Below are 21,187 nucleotides of genomic sequence, written 5' to 3' on the forward strand. Positions count from 1 at the left end.
CCCCAATGAAAATTTTTATCAAAGCCTTTATTTTGCTATCATTATCTATGATACTTTCATGCGCAACCAAGCCTGAGCAGGATAATAATACCTTATATAAATCAGACCAGTTTACCGTTTATAAGGATTCTGTTATTCAGGGTAAACACAAGGCTGAGATCCTTTCTTCTGAAAACATCAGTTCCAATTATAAAAGTCCGGCAAGCGAGAACTATTCAAATTTGATCAGCTTCAAGCTTACCATCAATGAAAAGGATATTGAGATGCCTTCGGGGACAGACCATCACGTTCTAATCAAAAAAGGAGAGCACCAGTCGCCGGTATTTGTTTTTGGTGAACCAGATGAATATACACCGGAGGATCATGGGGAAAAGCTCCCGCCAAATTATGAATATACCTTTAGAGTTGATATGAATCCGGTACTGGAACAGTTCGAGTCACAGGGATATTATGAGGCTTTTGATGGGAGCAGGATTGCCAGACAGGATTTTAAAGGATTCTATATAGCCGGGGGTTCTGAACCGCTTACCTGGGATTTTTCGAATCTTGAGGAGAATGATCTGGAGCTGAAAGATGAGAATGGGGATGGAATTTATACAATTACTCTGAAAATGAATCCCTATGATGCTACCCAAAAAGAGATAAAGAGTTGGGAGCTTTCAGAAGATATTTCTAAGAAACCATCCTATACATCAGATCAGCCAATTGTGGATGCTCTTTTTAAGCTTTCTACTGAAGAAGCTTTAAAGAATATTGAGCCGGACAGTACGTTGCGTACCGGTGCCGAATGGGGAGGGGTGTGGACCCGGGATATCAGTTATAGTATCTATCTGGCCTTCGCTTACCATGAGCCAGAGATAGCCAGAATTAGTCTTATGAAAAAGGTGAAAAGAGGAAGAATTGTTCAGGATACGGGTTCCGGCGGGGCCTGGCCGGTATCTTCAGATCGTACCGTATGGGCTGTGGCTGCATGGGAACTATATAAAATCACAGGAGATAAAGACTGGTTGCAATCAAGTTATGAGATCATTCGTAATACCCTGGAAGATGACTATAAAACCATTAAAGCCGAAAATGGTCTTTATAAAGGTGAATCTTCATTCCTTGACTGGAGGGAGCAAACCTACCCGAAGTGGATGTCTAATATGGATATAGCAGAAAGTATGAACCTTGGAACAAATGTGGTTCATTATCAGGCGAATCGAATTCTGGAAAAAATGGCAAATGCCTTAGGTGAGGATGCTTCAAAATACGCCGGGAGGGCTGAAAATATTAAGAATGCGATAAACGAACTTTTGTGGCAGGAAGACAAAGGTTATTATGCTCAGTATCTGTACGGGCGTAAGTATATGAATGTTTCGCCAAGATTTGAGGCGCTGGGGGAGGCACTTGCCGTGATCTTTGATGTGGCTGATGAGGAGAAATCTGAAAGAATAGTTTCTGAATCCCCGGTGACTCCTTTTGGAGTGACTTCCATTTATCCGCAAATTCCTGGAATCCCACCTTATCATAATAACGGGATTTGGCCTTTTGTACAGTCTTACTGGAACCTTGCTGCTGCGAAGGCAGGAAATGAAAAAGTTCTGAACCATGGCCTGGCTGCCATATACCGGCCTGCTGCACTGTTCCTGAGTAATTATGAGAATTTTGTGGCTGAATCTGGAGATTTTGAGGGAACCGAGATCAATTCCCATCGAATGCTATGGAGCATGGCAGGTAACCTGGCGATGGTTCACCGCGTTTTTATGGGAATGGAATTTAGGGAAGATGGAATCAGTTTCAATCCGGTAATTCCCAGGAATTATAATGGAATGAAGTCACTTTCTAATTTTGAATACAGGAATGCTAATCTTAACATTCAGGTTAAAGGCTACGGAAATAAGACCCGGGCTGTAAAAATGGATGGAGAGATTATAGAAGATAACTTTTTACCGGCAGATATTTCCGGGGAGCATACTATAGAGATTGAAATGGCAAATAATGATTTTGATGAGAGTGATATTAACCTGGTAGAAAACAAATTTTCCTTGCCTAATCCCCAGGTCAAAGTTAATGGTGACAGGCTGGAATGGAATCCTATCAGGAATGCTGAAAACTACAGGATCTATAAGAATGGTGAAGCAGTGGAAGATATCACTGAAAATAAATATCAAATAGACCCTGGTCAGTTTTCAGAATATAAGGTAAGCGCTATTGGTCCTGATGGCTTTGAATCATTTACCAGTGAACCAATCTGGATCTATCAGGATATGAATAAAGTTGAACTGGAGAATATTGCAAAGAGATCTTCCGAGAACTATGTTAACTATTCAGGGAATGGTTTTGTAGAACTTTCCACCGGGACCCACAGGGAAATCGAAATTCCAGTGACAGTAGAGCAGACCGGGAAATATCTTCTCGATTTTCGCTATTCAAATGGAAGTGGGCCCTGGAATACCGATAATAAATGCGCCATTCGTAGCCTCTACGTGAATTCAGATTATGAAGGTGCAGTTATTTTTCCGCAGCGTGGAAAGGATGAGTGGTCAGACTGGGGATATTCAAATTCCTTTACGGTGGAACTTGAAAAAGGTAAAAATGACCTGAAACTTAAATTTGAGGATTGGAACAACAACATGAATGTGGATGTAAACAGGGCCATGCTGGATTATATGAGGGTAATTCAGTTGAATTAGATCAGGAAATTATGTCACAGGGGTGTCCGGGATCAGGACAGCCATAGGGCTCTAGATCTCACTACCCGGTCCGCCTGAAAAATACTTAGAACCGTTCCAACCCCGGCATCTCTATTATTTCCTTATTTTAGGGATCTGATAATCCCTAAAACATACATCAATATGAAAAAGTTTTTTCTTCTCTTTATACTTACATGCTGGGCAAGTGTTGTTTTTGCCCAGGACAGGATCACCGGGAAAACATTTGCAACCCGTTCAGACGTTATCGCACAGAATGGTATGGCCGCGACCTCCCATCCATTGGCGACGCAGATCGCGCTGGATATCCTGAAGGAAGGTGGTAATGCCGTTGATGCCGCCATTGCTGCAAATGCTGCCCTGGGCTTAATGGAACCTACCGGGAACGGGATTGGGGGAGATATCTTTGCCATTATCTGGGATGTGGAAACACAAAAATTGTATGGTCTTAACGGTAGTGGTCGGTCTCCAGAAGATCTTACTCTGGACTATTTCAGAGAAAACGGCCATGAATCGATTCCTTCACACGGTCCGCTTCCCGTTTCTGTGCCAGGCACGGTAGACGGCTGGTATGAAATGAATAACCGCTTTGGAAGTATGAAGATGAAAGAGGTGTTGGCACCTGCAATAAAGTATGCAGAAGAAGGTTTTCCAGTTACAGAACTCATAGCTTTTTATCTGAATCGGAGCTCCTGGATGGCCAAATATCCCAATTTTGAGGAAGTATATATGCCGGGAGGACATACGCCTGAAACCGGGGAGGTATTTAGAAATCCGCAGTTAGCCAGTACCCTGCAAAAAATTGCAAACGATGGGCGGGATGCCTTCTATAAAGGGGATATTGCCCGTACCATTGCCAAATTTATACAGGAACAGGGAGGTTTTCTTTCCTATGAAGACCTGGCCAATCACAAATCAGAATGGGTGGAACCGGTGTCTGTGAACTACCGGGGCGTAGATGTGTGGGAACTTCCTCCAAATACCCAGGGTATTGCCGCACTGCAGATCCTGCAGATCCTGGAAGAGTATGACTTTGACAACATTCCCTTTGGCAGTCCTGAGCATGTGCATTTGTTTACTGAAGCGAAAAAACTGGCTTTTGAAGATCGCGCAAAATATTATGCTGATCCTGATTTCGCGAAAATACCGCTCGAACAATTGCTCTCAGATGAATACGCAGCCCGTCGCAGAGAACTTATTAAGACTGACAGAGCAGCCAAGACCTATGATGCCGGGGAACTTGAGGATGGAGATACCGTTTACCTCACAGTTGCCGATGGAGAGGGAAATATGGTCTCCCTGATACAAAGTAATTATCGAGGTATGGGATCGGGAATGGTGCCGCCGGGATTGGGTTTCATGCTTCAAGACAGGGGAGAGCTTTTTAGCCTTGAGGAAGGACATGCGAACGTGTACGAACCCGGAAAACGACCTTTCCATACCATTATACCGGCCTTTATGACCAAAGACGGAAAGCCCTGGGTAAGTTTCGGCCTTATGGGTGGTGCCATGCAGCCACAGGGTCATGCTCAGATTGTAATGAATCTGGTAGATTTTGGAATGGGACTACAGGAAGCAGGTGATGCGCCCCGAATACACCATACAGGTTCTTCAGAGCCAACCGATTATAAAATGACAGATGGCGGAACCTTACAACTGGAATCAGGATTCCCCTATGAAACTGTTAGAGCCTTAATGCATATGGGCCATAATGTTGGCTTTACGCTCGGGGCGTTCGGAGGTTATCAGGCTATTATGTATGATGCGGAAAACAAGGTCTATTTTGGTGCATCTGAAAGTAGAAAGGATGGCCAGGCCGCAGGATATTAATTCCTGAAAATTATAATCATCTGAACCTTAATAAACCAGGAACCCGGCTACCAGCCGGGTTTTCTTTTGAATAAACCTTTCCTATAATTAATCTTTCCTGGTAACCAGATCATATACACAAGGTATCACCACGAGGTTTAGGAGCGTTGCCGAAAGTAATCCACCGAGGATCACCACCGCCATCGGGCTTTGGATCTCACTTCCGGGTTCTCCTCCTTTTAAGGCTAACGGAATAAGTGCGAGACCTGTTGTAAAGGCGGTCATCAGGATAGGGTTCAGCCTGTCCAGCGCACCGGATTTGATGAGCTCGTATCCTCTAAGGCCCTCCTTTCGTAAGTCCTCATATCTCGAAACCAGCAGGATTCCATTCCGCGTAGCGATCCCGAACAAACTGATGAAACCAATAGTTGATGCTATACTTACAATTCCGGATGTAAAGTAAACGATCAGGATTCCACCTATCAGCGCAAGTGGCAAATTGATCAGCACCACAAATGCAAGTTTCACATTGTTGAATTCGAAATACAGCAAAAGGAATATCACGACTATCGCGATAACGGCAGTGATCAAAAGCATTTGAGAAGCTCTAGACTCGCTTTCAAACTGTCCGCCATATTGCACTCTGTAACCTTCAGGAATATCCACCGAAAAATTCACGGTTTCCCGGATTTCTTCTACCGCGCTTCTCAGATCACGTCCCTGTACATTGGCGGCGACAACTATCTTACGTTGGACATCTTCCCTGCTGATGGTATTAGGGCTGCTTACAGAAGAAACACGCGCTAGCTGTTCAAGCGGGACCTGTGAACCGTTTGGAAGCCCTATCAAAGCAGTTTTGATATTCTCGATGCTGTTCCTGAAGCCTTCTTCATATCGCACTACAAGATCAAAATACTTCTGACCTTCATAGATCTCTCCTACCTCGTGGCCTGCAAAGGCGATATCCACCTGCTCCATTAGCTGCCCTACGCTCATTCCGTAAGCGGAGAGGATCTGGCGTTTTGGAGTGATCTTTATCTGTGGCACCTCAATCTGCTGATCTACCGCTACATCGGCAAGTCCGTCGATGGGAGTGATGTTTTCCTCTACATTTTTACCAATTTCATATAACTGTTGCAAATCTGGACCGAAAATTTTGATCGCAATATTGGCTCTGGTTCCTGAAAGCATGTGATCAATACGGTGAGCGATAGGCTGCCCTAAAGTGATATTCACCCCGGGAACGATGCTTAGTTTTTGCCGTACGTCTTCAAAGAATTCTTCCTTGGATTTGTCTTCCAAAGTAAACGGAACATCAATCTCGGCGGCGTTCACGCCCTGGGCGTGCTCGTCAAGTTCAGCCCTGCCGGTCCTTCGGGTAACTACATTTACTTCAGGCATTTCAAGCAACAATTGCTCTACCTGTTTTCCTGTCTTATTGCTTTCTTCAAGCGACATCGCGGGTGGTCCAACCACGCTTATCACCATCGAACCTTCATTGAATTCAGGAAGGAAACTTCTCCCTAATTGGGTAAAAAGCCCGATGCTCAGTAAAAATACGATCACGGTAATCGCGATCACCGTTTTAGGAATCTTAAGGGCACGGTTAAGTGTCGCGGCGTACCGATGCTCCAACCATCTTTCGACTTTAGTCCCCTCAGCCTGTTTCAGCAGCATTTTCTCCTTTTTCAGAAGATATGTGCATAATACCGGAGTAACGGTTACCGCCACAACCAGGGAAGTAAGGACTGAAGTTATGAAAGCAATTCCCAGAGGTTTCAGCAACCTGCCTTCCATTCCGCCAAGGAAGAACAGCGGCACAAAAGACACTATGATTATAAGGGTTGCAATGATGATGGAACTTCGAATTTCCACGGAAGCTTCCCGCACTACAGTAATCACCGACTGTCTTTCTGCTTTCGGTTTTCGGATGTTCTCGCGTAAACGTTTATAAACGTTCTCCACATCAATGATGGCATCATCTACCAGTGCCCCGATCGCGATTGCCATACCTCCCAGACTCATCGTGTTGATAGTATAGCCCAGCATTTTAAGAACGATAATTGATACCAGTAATGAAATTGGGATGGCCAGCAATGAAATAAAGGTGGTTCGCCAGTTCATCAGGAAAATGAACAGCACGATGATCACAAAAAAGGCTCCTTCCAGCAGGGTCATATTCAGGTTGCTGATGGAGGCTTCAATAAAATCTGCCTGCCGAAAGATCTGGCTTTTGATCTCCACGCTTTCCGGGAGACTGGTTTCAAGTTCAGCGATTGCTGCGTCCAGTCTTTCCGTAAGTTCCAGTGTATTCACATCGGGCTGTTTGGAAATCGTCAGGATAACCGCTGGTTTCGCGTTCAGGGAACCGTCACCAATCTTGTCAGCTGCGCCTATTTTTACATTCGCTATATCCTTTATCTTGATGCTCTGGCCATTTACCTGTTTAACAACTGCTTCCTCCAGGTCCTCTACGGCATAAGCCCTGCCGCTACCTTTGATGATGTACTGGTTTCCGTATTGGTTCAAAAAGCCACCCGGTGCATTGGTATTTGCATCCTTTACTTTTTCTGTAAGTTCAGTAAGGCTTACGTCGTAATATTTCATTTTACCAGGATCGGCAAAAACCTGGTATTGTTTGTAATCTCCGCCGATCACCACCACGTTTGCGATCCCTCCGATGGCTTTGATCCTTGGACGGATCTGCCAGTCAGATAAGGTTCTTAGTTCCATCGGGCTCAGACTGTCTGAAGTGACTCCCAACAGCATCACTTCACCCATAATGGAGGAGATAGGTGCCATTGTAGGAGCGCCTATTCCACCTGGCAGGTTTTCACGAACCATCGGGATACGCTCACTTACGATCTGTCTTGCCTTATAAATATCGGTCCCCCAGTCGAATTCTACCCAAACGATGGAGATCCCCGCGGCTGAAGAAGAACGGATCCTTCTCACATTTGGCGAACCGTTCATCGCGGTTTCAAGCTGGTAGGTCACAAGTTTCTCTACCTCTTCCGACTCCATTCCGTGAGCTTCAGTAAGTATGGTTACAGTAGGCGCGGTAAGGTCAGGAAATACATCCACGTTCATATCACGTGCGAGGTAAAACCCGGTGACGCTCAATATCACTGCCGCCAGAAGAACCAGAAGCCTGTTTTGAAGCGAAACTGATAATATCTTATTTAACACTATTCATAATTTTTAATGTTGAATGCTGAATGTTGAATTTCATTAGGTACTACTTTGAGAAGTCTTTACAATGGAAGTCAGGATCCTGATAAGTTCATCTGATTTTTCAAGTAATTCCGAAACATCAGTTTTCACAATCTTACTTTTGTTTATGAGTTTTAACCAGTACAAAGTTTCCCTTGCTTCCTTAGCTGAAATAGACATCTTAGCTATAAAATCTTTTCTGCTAATTGCCGCACTGGCTTCCTCGATATTAGCACCAATACTGGTACCGCTACGAAGAAGCTGTTTAGAAAGAACATATTCCTTTTCCTCCAGCATCTGCCTATATAATTCTATGATCAAAAGGGCAAAATCAAATGATTTTGATCGTATAATATTATCTTTATCTTCTTTCATAGAATTCTTAATTAAAAATTCAAAACTCACAATTAATTTAATGTTCGTGTCCGTGACCCGGGGTTTGACCTGACATTGAAGCCATTTTAACCTGGTAGTTTCCGGTTGTAACCACAATTTCTCCGACTTCAAGTCCGCTTATTACCTGCGCGTTCTTTCCGTTTCGTTTCCCGATCTTTACAGGTCTTCTCTCGAAACTTTCACCACCGGTCTGTACGATCACGGAAAAATTTCCATAGTCTTCCAGCAGAGCGGCTTCAGGAACTACGATCCCCGATTCAGCTTCACCCATGGCGATCTGTACTTCGGTAAAACTACCTTCAGGCATTTCAACCACATCGTTCACCTTGATATACACAGGGATCATTGGTTTAAGGTCTTCCACTTCCTTACCTACGGAAACTACAGATCCTCCTGCAGCTTCAACTTCCTCCCAGTCTCCGTTCTCATTCCTGTACCAGACATTGGCAATGGATTCTTTGCTGGGATTTTTTGACGGACTTAGCTGTGTTTTCAGTAGCCGGGATTTGTCAGTTCCAATAGTGACCAGATTTGCTCCCTGTTCAACATAGTCTCCGTTCGAGGTGTTGATGGATTTGATGAAGCCGTCAAAAGGGGCGCGGATCTGCTTTCCGCCTGCTCCGTAATTTGAAGCTAGGGCTCGGTAATTCGCTTCGGCTATGCGGAAATCACTTTCCACTTTTTCGAATTCTGCTTTGGGAACGATCTTATCCTCATAAAGTTCTTTTTTCCGTTCATATTCAGCCTTCGCCTGATCGTACCTGGCTTTCGCCTGGGCGATCTCTGCCTGGATATTATTGGAAGAAAGGCCTTCACTGCTCAAATTCATCAATAGTTCACCCTGTTTAACTTCTATTCCTTCAGTCAGGTTTTCTGAAACGAAATTCACCATTCCGTTGGCGCCGGCCGCCAGGGTCTTGTAGGTTCCCGGCGCGGCTTGCCAGACACCGGAAGTATGAACAATGTCATAGACCTCACCTTTCGTCACAGGTTCTGTTTGAAAATCGATCTTCCAGGCCTGCTCCTTCAAAAAACTGATACCACCATCTTCTGCTTCCGCTACATTTTCTGAAGCTGCCGCAGCCGAGACATAGACCTGAACGTCTTCGATCACAATCCTGTCTGAATACTCAGGAGTTTCCAGATCAAAGACCAGATCATAAACGCCCGGTTCTTTTGGTTGTAAAGCCGGAGAAAAAATTCCCGGAGACGAAGGCGATTCCACAGTATGGCGGATACCGCTGTCTCCCTTGATCAAACTTACGGTTACCGAACCTTCCCGAACCGGCTGGTGTTTATCCAGAACAGTAAAATGGGCCGCAAATTTGCTGGTTTTCCCTTCCACCAAGACCGGAAATTCCACGAAAAGCTCTGTCTGGTCCGTCCAGATGGTTTTGCTTATCGCCGGAACTCCTGAGCTTACGTGGTTTCCTTCTGCATCATGTGCATGTCCCTCCTCCTTATTTCCACAGGAAAAAAGCAACAACGAGATGAATACTATAAAAATATATCTCATATCTGATTTTTAATGATCGTGATGTTCGGTTCCATCGTCATGCATATGCTTACCGGATTCCTCGCTCATATCCAGGGAATCTTCACCAACCTTAAATTCTTCCTGCTCCATATGCTCTCCGTCCATATGCCCTCCGTCTTCATCGTGAGCGTGAGCTTCAGCTCCCTCTTCATGTTCGTGCCCGTGGTCTTCATTTGCTGTATCTCTACAAGCTGAAAAACCAAATACTAATATTGCTGCTAAAAATAGATTCTTGAAATTCATAATGTTTAATTTTAAATTATAATTGATGTTTTAAAAGTTCTGCCTTCAGCTGAAAAAGCTCTTTTTGCATTTCCAGCATTTTGTTATAGGCCTGCCGGTAGAATTCAATTTCCCGATAATAATCCAGAAAAGAAAACTCCCCAAGATCATAGGCTTTAAATAAAAGTTCTTCGGAATTCAGGTCCTTAAAGGTTTTCTGGTATTCTTCGTATTTTCTCTTTAATAACTGGTATTGCTGAAAATTTTCCTGAAACCTGGTATAAAGTTCAGCAGTTTCGGCATCGGTATTGGCCTGGGCATATTCCAGATTTGCCGTTGCTGCTTTTATCTTATTCTTACTGTTCCATAGCGGAATCGAAAGCCCGCCTAAAAACCCGGAATAATTACTGGAATTTACTCCCTGGTAATTATAACCAATAGTAACATCAGGCAGGACCTTATTCTTTTCCAGTTTTACTTTTGACTCCGCAAGGGACTCACGGGCAGGCAGCATCTGAACTTCGGCATCTGCGGAAAGTTTTGCTTCCCAGAGCGTCTGCATTTCGGCAACTTCCGGATCTTCAAAGAACTGAATTTGATCTGCCTGAACCGGGTTTCCACCATTCAGTTTCTGAAGGTTCATCAGCGTGTTCCTGATACGAATTTCTATTTGATCCATTTCAAACTGCTGCTGCAACCAGGCAACCTTGGCCTTGTTCAGCTCCAGGATCCCGATCTGTTCCGCATCGAATAACCGCCGGATCTGATCATACACCTGTTTGGCCTGTTCGGCTCTTTTCTGCTCCAGCTCTTTACGCTGCTGGAGGTTTTGCAGCTCCACAAGCTGTTTCGTAGCTTTCAGAAGCACTTCCTGTCGCAGGGTTTTATATTCCAGTTCGAGTAACTCTTTCTGTTTATCGATCCTTTTGCTTCGGGCGCCGTAAACCGTGGGGAATTCAAATTGCTGTGAAATCTGATACTCATAATAATCGTCGGTCGCGTGCTCTCCGAACGGAAGATAAAAAGCTGAAACCTCAGGATCCTGCAGGTTATTCTCAGTCTTGTTTCCAAGAACCTTACTGGCAATAAAAGATTGATATGCCTTGAGTTGCCTGTTATTCTGGCTTATCTCCTTCAGGATACCTTCCAGTCCCGTCTCCTGAGCAAAGGAGCCAATAGAGATAAGGAATCCGCAGACGGCGGAAACTATATACCTGTACATAAATTGTGATTTTTAGTTTAATCTATATAATAGAATTCGGACTGCTGTTTAATAACAGCGGACTGACGTGCTGATCAAACCAATTGGGGAGGTCCCCTGAGCGAGAGAATAGTTAAATAAGGCTTGAAATAATGTTTGGGAGGATGGTAGACTTCCGGATTGGCTAATTCCTGCATAGTCAACACCCAAACTTCTGAAGTGTATTCCTGTGCAAATTTCTTTTTAGCTGCAATCTTTTTAAAACTAAAATTTTCCGATTGATTTTTTAGAAGCGGAATTTCATTGGAACTGCTTGCATGAGAGTGAATCGCCAGTAAATAAGAAAGGAAGCCATGGTTTTCTTTCTGTTCTTTCTGATCCTCGTGATGGTGATGTTCATCAAAATGATGGTGGTGAGTGATCTCTCTCTTTTCTGGCTGATGCTCGTGATGCGCATGAGGAATTACCTGATGGAATGTCATCAGTATAAATATCCCAAGCAGAACTATGGCTTTTATTTGAGATTTTAAACGCACTTCTCAAATATAAGAATAATGTAAATGATATTCGTCTTAAACTAAATATCTCAGCATTATGGAATGAAAACAGATTTTTATATAGACACTTCTTTTGTAGTTATATTTTCAGAACCGTTCCGAATTAGGGAGAATCCTTAGAATCAGGAAGGAGGCAAGTACTCAGTTCCGGTTAGCCTTTAAGATAAATCCTTTCTTATGAAGGTTTTCAATGCTTACTGAAGGATCTTTGCTTAGATACTTTCTTAACCGGGAAACAAATACGTTCAGGCTTTTTCGGTTAAAATAATCATTCTTGCCCCATAGCAAATCCAGAATTTCCTTATGCTTGCAGAGATTGTTCATGTTTTTTGCCAGATATAAAAGAAGCTCGTTTTCCCGGACAGTCAAAGAAAAGATTTCCTCATTGAATTGTAGTTTCTGATTCCTGGAGTCGAACACATACTCACCAATGTTATATATATCCTGTTGCTTTATTTCTTCTCTGCCCTCCGGGTGAAGTCTTGAAATGAGTACTTCTATTCTTGTAACAAGCTCTTCTTCATCAATAGGTTTTTTAAGGTAATCCATGGCACCAAGAGAGAAGCCTTTCAAAACATCTATTTTCATTGAGCGTGCAGTTAGAAATATAAACGGAATCTCGGGATAGGTGTTTTTTAAATTTTTGGCTAGCGTAAATCCATCTATATCTGGTAACATCACATCCAGAACAATTAGATGATGGGGATGAATTTCTATTAGTTCCAATGCATCTTTACCGTTTTTGGCCCAGGAAACTTCAAAACCTTTGATCTTTAAATATTCTGAAAGCAGATAGCCTAGAGATTCGTCGTCTTCAACCAGTAATATTTTATTTTTCTTATTCATTTAAAGGGATTAAAATAGTGATTTCGGTTCCTTCATTTTGTTCGCTTAGAACTTTTATGCGGCCCCGATGCCTCTTTACGATCTCCTTCACGTAACTTAAGCCCAGGCCATAACCTTTGGTTCTATGCAGATTGCCTTCAGAAGCCCTGTAGAATTTCTTAAAAATGTGACGTTTCTCTTTATTAGAAATTCCCTTTCCATTATCAATGATACTAATAAAAAGCCGGTTTTTGCCTGTATAGGCTTTTAGCAATATTTCTGGGTCTTCAGAATATTTCTTCGCATTGTCCAGGAGGTTATTTATGGCATTTTCAAAATGGAAAAGGGCTGTTTTTATCATATATTTTCCAGGTTCCAGATCATATTTAAATTGGAAATTCTCAAGATCTGCCAGCATTTTGAAATCCTCACACCATTCCTGCAGTTCTGGTCGTAGATCCACCTTTTTAAGTTCTATGATCTCTTTGGACTCCAGGCTTGCCAGTCCCAATACCTGCTCTATATGGTTGTTTAAACGGCTTACCTGTTTCCTTATCTGAAAAAGGATGGGCTTTTGCTTTTCGTTCAGGTCCTTTTCCAGGATCTTCGTGGCAATGCCTATAGAAAATACAGGAGTTTTAAGCTCATGGGTGAGATTATTGATAAAGTCGTTGGTAATGGTGATGAGGTTACGCTGCCAGAAAAATAAACGCAGCATCCAGATAACCACGAATATTATGATGGCAAGAAAAAGTAATCCGGGTATAAGCAGGCCTTTTAATTGAGAAAGGAAGTAAGCGTTCAGATCCTGAAACTCCAGTTGCAGGGTTAGCTCTTTTTTTAAAACATCAGGTAAATAGCCTTCTAATATCACGGGGTATTTTATAGATGATTCATCATCTTCAAATTCTGTTGGGGAGGCAAGGTTTATAAGACTGTCTTTTGAAAATAAATGATATGAAAAATCTGTTTTTATTTTGTTTTCATTCAGCTTTTTTTCAATAAGATCATTCAGAAAATATCTGGATGCATCCTGTAAACTATCCCGGCTTAAACTGAAATAATTTCTATCGCTGAAGGATTCTGCGATCAAAAAGCTTAACTGGTTCTCATTTACAAGTTCTTTCTTTAGCTCATTACCGGTATTTTCAACTTTCTGCTCAAACTGTACTTTAGCAAGGCTCAGGCCAATCCTTAAATACTGGTACTGGACTATGAATAATCCCACTACCGAAATGATAAAAATGCCTATATAGATTATTCTTTTCTTCAAAACAGATCTATAATACTAAAAATTCCCTTTTTGCGTCAGAATTAGTTAATTATTAACTCAATTAACCTTTCATTAATTTCATTGACCTCTGCTTACTACCACTAAGTACTAATTTCCTCTAGATTGGTCCCCAGATATAATTCTAACCTCTAAACTCATTTAATGAAGTTAAGAAATACGATTTTTTACTTTTTAATTCTTTCGGCGATGCTTTCGCCAATTTTAATGTCTTCACAGGGTTGTGTGGCGATAAGGCATTTTTCCTGTAGTATGGGAAATGAACTTGAAAGCAATCTTCTGGCGGAGGGCGACTTTCAAATCGGTATGAATTACCGGTATTTCAAATCGTTCAGACATTTTAAAGGTACAGAAGAAGAACCAGACCGGGTTTCTAACAATACGGAAGTGATTAATTATTCTCATTCCTGGGATTTCAGCCTGAATTATGGGATTACCAACAGACTGTATGCCGGTCTCACAATCCCTATGGTTCTAAATGAACGTTCCTCGCTGTATGAGCATGGTAGGGAGGAACGAAATAGTACCTTCTCGCGGGGTCTGGCCGATATACGATTGGGAATAGGATACTGGCTTTTTGAGCCCGAAACCGGTCAAAAAGGAAATCTGGCGTTGGGTATGGGAGTAAAGCTACCTACCGGAAATTATAATGCTACCGATATTTTTTACAATGTAGGTCCTGACGGTTCCTCTCAGGTTAGGCCTGTAGACCAATCTATACAGCCGGGAGATGGAGGATTTGGATTCACCGCAGATTTCCAGTTTTACAGGGCTTTAACCACCAACCTCTTTGTTTACGGTGGAGGTTTTTATCTTTTTAACCCAAAGGGAACTAATGGCATCAGGACTTCCAGAGAAACATTGAGCCCAATTCTGGAAAATGAGGCTATCATGTCTGTCCCTGATCAATTCTCTCTTAATACCGGTTTCGGCTATAGCATATCAGAAACCTTTTCAGCATCCCTTGGAGCCCGGTATGAAGGAGTTCCTGTGGAGGATGTTTTTGGAAGTAGTGCAGGTTTTAGAAGGCCAGGGAATGTGCTTTCGGTTGATCCAGGAATTTCATTTACTCAGAACGACTTTTCGCTAAATCTGCATGTTCCTGTGGCAGTAAGAAGAGAACGGCCTCAAAGTGTAACCGATCTCGAAACGCAGATTGGAACTGGACAACCCCGAAATGGTGATGCTGCCTTTGCCGATTATCTTATCAATATTGGTATTTCTTACAGGATTAGAGGAAAAGAAGTTGATAAACTTGAATCCAAATCAGATTTTCAGATCGATTAATAAAGCCCTTAATATTTTTAGTTGGAATTGAGGCAAACAAAAGCCTCCCGATACAGCGGGAGGTTTTTTTAGATTTTTTCTATTGCATCCCAGTTAACTTGCTTCAGAATAAAACCTGGAAATATGGATAAAGCTTTTATGACACATATTTTCATCAGATCCCTCAAGGCGCCATGCTTTTAATTCAAATTCGGAAGCCTTATTTTATAAAACTACCTTAAAATCTTCTTTGATTCTCTATACAAAGGGTTAAAAATTGATCTTCAGGAGTTTCACTGTTTTTTCTTCAAAGGAAAAATTCTACCTTAAAAAGAAAAATGGAACATATAGTCAAAATTCAATCGGTAGGTAATGTAACTCATGACGTAAAGCGTTTCAGGACGGACAAGCCTTCAGGTTACAGTTTTACTCCGGGGCATGCCACAGAAGTTTCTATTAATAACAAAGACTGGAGGGATGAAAAAAGACCTTTTACATTTACCAGTCTCAACCAGGACCCTTTCCTTGAATTTACTATTAAGATTTACCCGGAACATAATGGCGTTACCGAACAACTGGGGAAGTTGCAACCAGGTGATGAACTCATAGTCAGGGATACCTGGGGAGCCATTGAGTATAAAGGGCCGGGATATATCATTGCCGGAGGTGCCGGCATCACACCCTATCTGGCTATCTTACGGGACCTGAGGCGTGAAGGTGATTTAAAGGATATTATTCTTTTCTTTTCCAATAAGACCGATGAAGATATAATTCTGAAGGATGAACTGGATGTTATGCTTGGGGAAAATGTAAAATATGTGATCACCGACCAGGAGGATACTGATTATATAAATGCCTATATAGATAAAGATTTTCTGCTTAACAATGTAGAAGATTTCGATTCACGTTTTTACGTATGTGGCCCTCCGGAGATGACCAAAACGATCAGTGAAATACTTGAAGACTTGGGTGCTTCTTCTAACTCAGTCCAGTTGGATGACCAGTAAGAGGCTATTTCATTTCAAAAGCCTGGACATATTTAACCACTTCAGTAAGTGACTTTATTTCCAGCTTTTTTTTGATATTTTTCCAGTGAGTACGAAGAGTTTGTATAGAAATGAATAGCTCGTCGGCTATTTCCTGCTGCTTTAAACCCTTTGAAAATATCACGAGGATTTCTTTTTCCCTTTTGGTTAGTTTGGAGTACTTTTCGATATTTGATTTAATGAATTTGTTTTCTTCAATAAGATTGCTGAAAGATTTTATTGTATTGAATATATCCCCTGAAGGTCGTTTGATTTTAATGATAGAATTCCCGTTTTCATCTATGCCTTCAAATAATATGGTGATTTCAGAATTTGTATCATGTGCGGTATCGGACTCATCAAGCCATTCCCGGGCTTCTTTCTCCGAGGCGAAATGATTGTGATTAACTATGGAACTTGTTTCTTCAAAAGAATTTATAACGCTTAGATGTACAAGCACGTCTTTTCCCACTACAAAAGCTACCTTTTCATTGCCATTTTCAACACATGGAATGTTCACATTTGTTTCTATCCATTCATCCATTTGTTTGTCAAGAGGTAATGAAAAATGCTGTTGTAGCCATAAGGCCTGGGAGGGCCTATATTTTTCGTATAAACCGGTGTAGTTTAAAAGTTCTACTTTCAGAGTTTTGAAGGAAGCAGGGGACGATTTCCAGAACTGTACAAAGCGATCATTTTCTTTTTCAAACTGAATAATGAGATAATCACTTTCATATATTTTCATTGAAATACTTTTTAATGCCGCGTAAGAGCCCATGAAGCTAATGAAAATTTATATAAACACCTGAAATTACTTATAAATAAACTGGTTTTCTGGACCGTATTTACCAGTTGATAGCTGATTTTACTATTAGTATTTCTCTCGATATATTTACTTTGAGTAAATAAAACTTGACATATTCGGATTTTTGGATATATTTGTGTAAAGTTTACTTTACTAAAAATCAAATATACTTTACTATGAAGAATAATAAATTAACTGCCAGGAACAAAAGGAAGAGCATTAATCTGGCACTTTGGACGGCTGCATGGGTTTTAACTATTGCTTTAGTCTCTTTCGGGTATAAATTCTGTTATCAGAGCCCTGTTATATCGATTATAACAATTTCTGTAAACCTCCTAATTGGGATAGGAATGATTATAGCTAATATGAAATACCTTAATGGGCTGGACGAGTTACAGCGTAAGATAAGTCTGGAAGCTATGGGGATTACACTGGGCGTGACGCTTGTAGTAGGACTTGGTTATTCCATGCTGGATACTACTAATGTGATCTCCAATGATGCCGAGATATCTTATTTAGTGATAGTGATGGGACTTACTTATATCGTGGCAACTGTAATTAATAACATTAAGTACAAATGAAAAATCGTCTAAAAGTACTAAGAGCGGAAAAGGAAATGACACAGGCCCAGCTGGCTGAGGAGACGGGTGTTTCCAGACAGACTATAAACGCCATTGAAAAAGGAAAATTTGATCCCAGTTTACCACTTGCGTTTAAGATCTCAAGATTGTTCGGCCTGCCAATAGAAGAAATTTTTGAGGACGAAAGCTAAGTTTTTTTAATATTCCTTATTTCATAGCATACACAACGCTCCAGGCTTTTATGGTCTTTTAAAAAAGGATTATCAAAATCGGTATGTTTTTCCATGCCGATTTTCTTCATAACCTGAATTGATCTTTTATTAATTACGGGAGCTATGGACCTAATCTTCTCAATATCCAGATCCTTAAAACCATAATCGAGACAGGCTTTGGCGCCTTCGGTTGCAAAACCCTGACCCCAGTATTCCGCATCCAGTCTCCAGCCTATATCGATGCATGGAGTAACTACAGATTCATAATTTTGCTCTGCGAGACCGGTAAAACCGACGAATTCTCCCGTATTTAGTTTTTCCACCGCAAAATAGCAGAATCCATGTGCGGTGAGCATTTCCTTCATTCGGCTGATGAAGTGTTTGGTGTCTTCTCTGCTTACTATCGAAGGAAAGAATTCCATTACCCGTTTGTCTGAATTGATCTTATAAAGCTTATCAAGATCGGTCTCCTGCCAGTTTCTGAAGCCCAGCCTGGCAGATTTGAAAATATACCTTTCTTTCATTTTATGATTAGCGAGATTTTGACTGCGAAAATAAGCCAAGTGTCATAATTGTTATGATACTGCTTCGGCATATTTCCTGAAATTATTAAGGATGCTCTGCCATCCGGCCTTTTGTTGTTCCAGTGAATGCGTTTCTTCAGCTTCAAAACTCTCAGTTAGTCTGGTCCCGTTTTCCAGGGGGGTGAATTCTATCTGCACTTTCCTTCCATCATCAAGATAATAACTGATAAGTTCATAGGGTTTCACCTCTTCATAAGTCCCACTGAAATCGAATCCCATGCTTCCATCTTTCGCTTCCATGCGAGAAGTGATCTTTCCGCCTGGTCTCAGGTCATTTTCTGCCATCGGGCAATGCCAGTCGTCTGAAGCAAAGTTCCACATTGTGATATGTTGAGGTTTGTTCCAGTATTCCCAGACCTTTTCTGCAGGAAGCCGAAGTTCTGTTTCAACCTTTAAGGTCTTCTTTGAGTTTTGCTCCATGGTTCAGTTGGTTTATTTTGTGTATTAAGTTTTAGGCAACAGTGATAGGACTTCCCTGGCCTGGTTATAATGTCTTTCTTCATGAGTTACTATGATGTCGAAGGCCATTTCAAGCTTGTATACGATATTCCTGTTTGCAGGAGAAGAGATAACCATATTCTGATGTACGAAATCAGCAGAATCTCTAATATAACCTTTAAGTTTATCCTGGTTTTCCTGGAATTCTTTCAGGATGCTTTTGGGAAGATCGCTTTTAGAAGGCTCCCAGATAGGGAAGGTCTTCATTTTCTTCTGGCGGCCTGGATCTACAGATTTCTTTATCATATTTCCGAAAAACGATACCACAAATCCAAATCGGGCAATAAAGGGAAGCTCCTGATTCCCTTTTTTAAGGTTTTCAAATGTGGGGAAGTAAGACCTGTTGAGGTTTATTAAATGATCAATATTCTGAGCTATGCTCCAGGTTTGCATATCAGGTTTCCTGTTGAGGTCTTCCTTGCTCAAATCACCAAAACTATCCAGGAATTTTGTGGTGATATCATCAATGCGACTAATCCATTTTTCCATTTTTTATTAAAATATATGGCTTATGGTTTCTATAATGAATTTAATGATTTTTTCATTAGAAAGCTTTCTCTACATTTCTAAAACCATGAAAGAATTAGATTCTTCATGAAATCAATCATCTGTTTTTAGAATATGTAGTAAATTGTAAAAATAATGTTACGTAAATAAAAAATCTTATTTTTAATTATTTTTTGGGTTTTAAAATTTAAATCTTACTTTTCGAAAACGTTTAAAATATTTTATGAAAGTTTTTAAATCATGGCTACTCTATGCTATTGTCACTACAATATTCTGGGGCGTTTGGGGAGCATTCATTGAGATACCAGAAAAAGCGGGTTTCCCGGCTACTTTGGGTTATGTTGTTTGGTCGCTTACCATGATTCCGTGTGCGCTTTTCGCTTTGCATCGTATAAAATGGAAAATTGAAATAGATAAGAAGTCGATTTTCTTGGGATCAGCAATTGGTATACTGGGAGCAGGAGGCCAGTTACTCCTATTTCAAGCACTGAGGGATGGCCCCGCATACATTATTTTTCCCTTGATATCTCTTTCTCCTGCACTTACTATTCTATTGTCGGTCACACTACTAAAGGAAAAAACTACATTGCTAAAATGGATCGGAATTTTCACTGCTATAACAGCCATTTTTTTCCTTTCATATCAAGAACCAGGAGCATCTGATGGTCGTGGTTATCTTTGGCTGGCACTGTCCATAATGGTTTTCATTGCATGGGGTGTACAAGCTTTTGTAATGAAGTTCTCCAATGAAACTATGAAAGCCGAAAGCATCTTTTTTTTCATGACCATAACGGCTATACTTCTTGCTCCTTTTGCTCTTTGGATGACAGATTTTTCCCAGCCAATTAACTGGGGATTTAAAGGGCCATACCTTGCCGCTTTGGTGCACATACTTAATGCTGTGGGGGCTCTAACGCTTGTCTATGCTTTTCGCTACGGAAAAGCTATTATTGTTGCACCTCTTACTGGTTTGGCACCGCTAATTACGATCATTTTGTCTCTTCTAATATATGGCGTGATGCCTGGCCCAATTCTAATTATTGGATTAATATTGGCTATGGTGGCAATATTAATCTTATCAATTTAAAATTAAATAAAAGTGATCTGGAAGATATATTAATAGAGGACAGGAAGATTTTATAAAAGTTAATTTATTCGATCCTGAGTATTATGGATTCTTCTCCTCTCATCTGTGACGTTGAGGTATAACTCGCAGTCAGGACATATATTCCCTTAGCAGAGTTTTCGGGTTTTTTCATTATTCGGAATGTTCCTTCCAGACCAATAAGAATCCATTTATTTCTTTTCTCGCCTTGTTCAAGAATATATGCGGCCATTTGTTCGGATTCTTTATCTGTTAAATTTTTATTTGCAGCCATTACGGAGCTACCCCAGACTCCTGAGGATCCTTCAGAAATACTTTGGGCTAGAGCTTTGATATCACTTTTATTATATTTTTTTGCAATTTCTGAGAAGGAAGGCCCCGCAAGTCGTGCTTTGTCTGCATGACATCTAAAACAGGTAGATCTTTGCATTAATATAATGCCATTTTGTTGTGATGCCTCTTCAGAAATGTCTGTGTTATTCCTAGTTTGTTTCTCAGTAGTAACAGGATAGTATTCTATTTCTAACAAAACTGCATTGCTATTTATTTCACCATATTTAGAATCGCCATCTATCTTGTCCGAAACTTTGATAGTATAACGAATTTGTGTTCCCCATGAATATGTTCCTTTATCATCATGTACAACTAATTCTATTTGTGGAACAGAATCTTTTTGTGACGGATTTGATATATTTTTATTTCCGATGATTTTCAAAGGATCTATTGATAATAGGCGGAGAACCAAATCCTTTTCAAAAGGACTTTTTGCTTTATCCTTAAATGGTAGATTAAAAGTTATTAAAGCAGAACCAACTGCAATTGTAAAAAATAGAGAAGGGTACTTCATAGTCGGATATTAA

20 protein-coding genes are annotated in these 21,187 nt (G+C 41.0%); 7 read left to right on the top strand and 13 right to left on the bottom strand.

The annotated features are described in order from the left end of the window. Positions 1 to 5 precede the first annotated feature (5 nt). Together LU635_RS03050 and ggt are read left to right on the top strand one after the other, a co-directional pair. Positions 6 to 2,675, top strand: a complete 2,670-nt coding sequence (locus LU635_RS03050; RefSeq protein ID WP_240096057.1) for an alpha-L-rhamnosidase-related protein — start codon at positions 6 to 8, stop codon at positions 2,673 to 2,675. A 162-nt stretch (positions 2,676 to 2,837) separates the two neighbouring features. Further along, a complete protein-coding gene (ggt, locus tag LU635_RS03055) occupies positions 2,838 to 4,523 on the top strand; it encodes a gamma-glutamyltransferase (RefSeq protein ID WP_240096059.1) in 1,686 nt (561 codons plus the stop codon). A gap of 87 nt (positions 4,524 to 4,610) precedes the next feature. Here the strand turns inward: ggt and LU635_RS03060 are convergent, their stop codons facing one another. The 8 genes from LU635_RS03060 to LU635_RS03095 all read right to left on the bottom strand — a co-directional run bounded on the left by LU635_RS03060 (position 4,611) and on the right by LU635_RS03095 (position 13,726). Beyond that, positions 4,611 to 7,691, bottom strand: coding sequence for an efflux RND transporter permease subunit (locus tag LU635_RS03060; protein WP_240096061.1), 3,081 nt, complete (start codon positions 7,689 to 7,691; stop codon positions 4,611 to 4,613). A gap of 42 nt (positions 7,692 to 7,733) precedes the next feature. After that, positions 7,734 to 8,090 carry a four helix bundle protein gene (locus LU635_RS03065; protein ID WP_240096063.1) on the bottom strand — a complete coding sequence of 119 codons (357 nt, stop codon included), beginning with the start codon at positions 8,088 to 8,090 and terminating at the stop codon, positions 7,734 to 7,736. Between the two features lie 37 nt (positions 8,091 to 8,127). Continuing rightward, on the bottom strand, positions 8,128 to 9,627 hold the full coding sequence (locus LU635_RS03070) for an efflux RND transporter periplasmic adaptor subunit (protein WP_240096065.1): 1,500 nt from the start codon (positions 9,625 to 9,627) through the stop codon (positions 8,128 to 8,130). Positions 9,628 to 9,636: 9 nt separating this feature from the next. Beyond that, positions 9,637 to 9,891, bottom strand: a complete 255-nt coding sequence (locus LU635_RS03075; RefSeq protein WP_240096067.1) for a hypothetical protein — start codon at positions 9,889 to 9,891, stop codon at positions 9,637 to 9,639. Positions 9,892 to 9,907: 16 nt separating this feature from the next. Further along, entirely contained in the window at positions 9,908 to 11,092 is a 1,185-nt protein-coding gene (locus LU635_RS03080) for a TolC family protein (RefSeq protein ID WP_240096069.1), read from the bottom strand. A gap of 74 nt (positions 11,093 to 11,166) precedes the next feature. Continuing rightward, positions 11,167 to 11,553, bottom strand: coding sequence for a hypothetical protein (locus tag LU635_RS03085; RefSeq protein WP_240096071.1), 387 nt, complete (start codon positions 11,551 to 11,553; stop codon positions 11,167 to 11,169). Between the two features lie 216 nt (positions 11,554 to 11,769). Next, entirely contained in the window at positions 11,770 to 12,474 is a 705-nt protein-coding gene (locus tag LU635_RS03090; protein WP_240096073.1) for a response regulator transcription factor, read from the bottom strand. Next, positions 12,467 to 13,726, bottom strand: a complete 1,260-nt coding sequence (locus LU635_RS03095; RefSeq protein WP_240096075.1) for a sensor histidine kinase — start codon at positions 13,724 to 13,726, stop codon at positions 12,467 to 12,469. Before LU635_RS03095 ends, LU635_RS03090 begins: the two co-directional genes overlap by 8 nt. 162 nt (positions 13,727 to 13,888) lie before the next feature. On the opposite strand from LU635_RS03095, the gene LU635_RS03100 reads away from it, so the two are divergent. Beyond that, the gene (locus tag LU635_RS03100) at positions 13,889 to 15,031 is read left to right on the top strand and encodes a hypothetical protein (RefSeq protein ID WP_240096077.1); all 1,143 of its coding nucleotides are present in this window, start codon (positions 13,889 to 13,891) and stop codon (positions 15,029 to 15,031) included. A gap of 317 nt (positions 15,032 to 15,348) precedes the next feature. Beyond that, positions 15,349 to 16,017, top strand: a complete 669-nt coding sequence (locus LU635_RS03105) for an FAD-binding oxidoreductase (protein WP_240096079.1) — start codon at positions 15,349 to 15,351, stop codon at positions 16,015 to 16,017. Positions 16,018 to 16,021: 4 nt separating this feature from the next. Here the strand turns inward: LU635_RS03105 and LU635_RS03110 are convergent, their stop codons facing one another. Beyond that, on the bottom strand, positions 16,022 to 16,780 hold the full coding sequence (locus tag LU635_RS03110; protein ID WP_240096081.1) for a response regulator transcription factor: 759 nt from the start codon (positions 16,778 to 16,780) through the stop codon (positions 16,022 to 16,024). Positions 16,781 to 17,016: 236 nt separating this feature from the next. On the opposite strand from LU635_RS03110, the gene LU635_RS03115 reads away from it, so the two are divergent. Continuing rightward, a complete protein-coding gene (locus LU635_RS03115) occupies positions 17,017 to 17,421 on the top strand; it encodes a hypothetical protein (RefSeq protein ID WP_240096083.1) in 405 nt (134 codons plus the stop codon). After that, on the top strand, positions 17,418 to 17,612 hold the full coding sequence (locus tag LU635_RS03120; RefSeq protein ID WP_240096085.1) for a helix-turn-helix transcriptional regulator: 195 nt from the start codon (positions 17,418 to 17,420) through the stop codon (positions 17,610 to 17,612). Before LU635_RS03115 ends, LU635_RS03120 begins: the two co-directional genes overlap by 4 nt. On the opposite strand, the gene LU635_RS03125 is transcribed toward LU635_RS03120, so the two are convergent. The 3 genes from LU635_RS03125 to LU635_RS03135 are packed head-to-tail and all read right to left on the bottom strand — an operon-like array spanning position 17,609 to position 19,204. Beyond that, positions 17,609 to 18,157 carry a GNAT family N-acetyltransferase gene (locus LU635_RS03125; RefSeq protein ID WP_240096087.1) on the bottom strand — a complete coding sequence of 183 codons (549 nt, stop codon included), beginning with the start codon at positions 18,155 to 18,157 and terminating at the stop codon, positions 17,609 to 17,611. The genes LU635_RS03120 and LU635_RS03125 overlap by 4 nt on opposite strands. Positions 18,158 to 18,208: 51 nt before the next feature. Then, positions 18,209 to 18,637 carry an SRPBCC family protein gene (locus tag LU635_RS03130; protein WP_240096090.1) on the bottom strand — a complete coding sequence of 143 codons (429 nt, stop codon included), beginning with the start codon at positions 18,635 to 18,637 and terminating at the stop codon, positions 18,209 to 18,211. Positions 18,638 to 18,661: 24 nt separating this feature from the next. Continuing rightward, positions 18,662 to 19,204 carry a DinB family protein gene (locus tag LU635_RS03135; protein ID WP_240096092.1) on the bottom strand — a complete coding sequence of 181 codons (543 nt, stop codon included), beginning with the start codon at positions 19,202 to 19,204 and terminating at the stop codon, positions 18,662 to 18,664. Positions 19,205 to 19,445: 241 nt separating this feature from the next. Here LU635_RS03135 and LU635_RS03140 point away from each other — a divergent pair, with 241 nt between their 5' ends. Next, positions 19,446 to 20,309: an EamA family transporter gene (locus tag LU635_RS03140; protein WP_240096094.1), complete on the top strand. Its 864-nt coding sequence runs from the start codon at positions 19,446 to 19,448 to the stop codon at positions 20,307 to 20,309. Between the two features lie 64 nt (positions 20,310 to 20,373). On the opposite strand, the gene LU635_RS03145 is transcribed toward LU635_RS03140, so the two are convergent. Next, complete coding sequence (locus LU635_RS03145; RefSeq protein WP_240096096.1) at positions 20,374 to 21,174, bottom strand: c-type cytochrome; 801 nt, start codon at positions 21,172 to 21,174, stop codon at positions 20,374 to 20,376. Positions 21,175 to 21,187: the final 13 nt, after the last annotated feature.

Source organism: Christiangramia crocea, from assembly GCF_022410465.1.
In the GTDB taxonomy this organism is placed as follows: Bacteria; Bacteroidota; Bacteroidia; order Flavobacteriales; family Flavobacteriaceae; genus Christiangramia; species Christiangramia crocea.

Coding starts and splice junctions, on each gene's coding strand:
- LU635_RS03050 (WP_240096057.1), top strand. CDS start 6: ATGAAAATTTTTATCAAAGCCTTTATTTTGCTATCATTATCTATGATA.
- ggt (WP_240096059.1), top strand. CDS start 2,838: ATGAAAAAGTTTTTTCTTCTCTTTATACTTACATGCTGGGCAAGTGTT.
- LU635_RS03065 (WP_240096063.1), bottom strand. CDS start 8,090: ATGAAAGAAGATAAAGATAATATTATACGATCAAAATCATTTGATTTT.
- LU635_RS03070 (WP_240096065.1), bottom strand. CDS start 9,627: ATGAGATATATTTTTATAGTATTCATCTCGTTGTTGCTTTTTTCCTGT.
- LU635_RS03075 (WP_240096067.1), bottom strand. CDS start 9,891: ATGAATTTCAAGAATCTATTTTTAGCAGCAATATTAGTATTTGGTTTT.
- LU635_RS03080 (WP_240096069.1), bottom strand. CDS start 11,092: ATGTACAGGTATATAGTTTCCGCCGTCTGCGGATTCCTTATCTCTATT.
- LU635_RS03085 (WP_240096071.1), bottom strand. CDS start 11,553: ATGACATTCCATCAGGTAATTCCTCATGCGCATCACGAGCATCAGCCA.
- LU635_RS03090 (WP_240096073.1), bottom strand. CDS start 12,474: ATGAATAAGAAAAATAAAATATTACTGGTTGAAGACGACGAATCTCTA.
- LU635_RS03100 (WP_240096077.1), top strand. CDS start 13,889: ATGAAGTTAAGAAATACGATTTTTTACTTTTTAATTCTTTCGGCGATG.
- LU635_RS03105 (WP_240096079.1), top strand. CDS start 15,349: ATGGAACATATAGTCAAAATTCAATCGGTAGGTAATGTAACTCATGAC.
- LU635_RS03110 (WP_240096081.1), bottom strand. CDS start 16,780: ATGAAAATATATGAAAGTGATTATCTCATTATTCAGTTTGAAAAAGAA.
- LU635_RS03115 (WP_240096083.1), top strand. CDS start 17,017: ATGAAGAATAATAAATTAACTGCCAGGAACAAAAGGAAGAGCATTAAT.
- LU635_RS03120 (WP_240096085.1), top strand. CDS start 17,418: ATGAAAAATCGTCTAAAAGTACTAAGAGCGGAAAAGGAAATGACACAG.
- LU635_RS03125 (WP_240096087.1), bottom strand. CDS start 18,157: ATGAAAGAAAGGTATATTTTCAAATCTGCCAGGCTGGGCTTCAGAAAC.
- LU635_RS03130 (WP_240096090.1), bottom strand. CDS start 18,637: ATGGAGCAAAACTCAAAGAAGACCTTAAAGGTTGAAACAGAACTTCGG.
- LU635_RS03135 (WP_240096092.1), bottom strand. CDS start 19,204: ATGGAAAAATGGATTAGTCGCATTGATGATATCACCACAAAATTCCTG.
- LU635_RS03140 (WP_240096094.1), top strand. CDS start 19,446: ATGAAAGTTTTTAAATCATGGCTACTCTATGCTATTGTCACTACAATA.
- LU635_RS03145 (WP_240096096.1), bottom strand. CDS start 21,174: ATGAAGTACCCTTCTCTATTTTTTACAATTGCAGTTGGTTCTGCTTTA.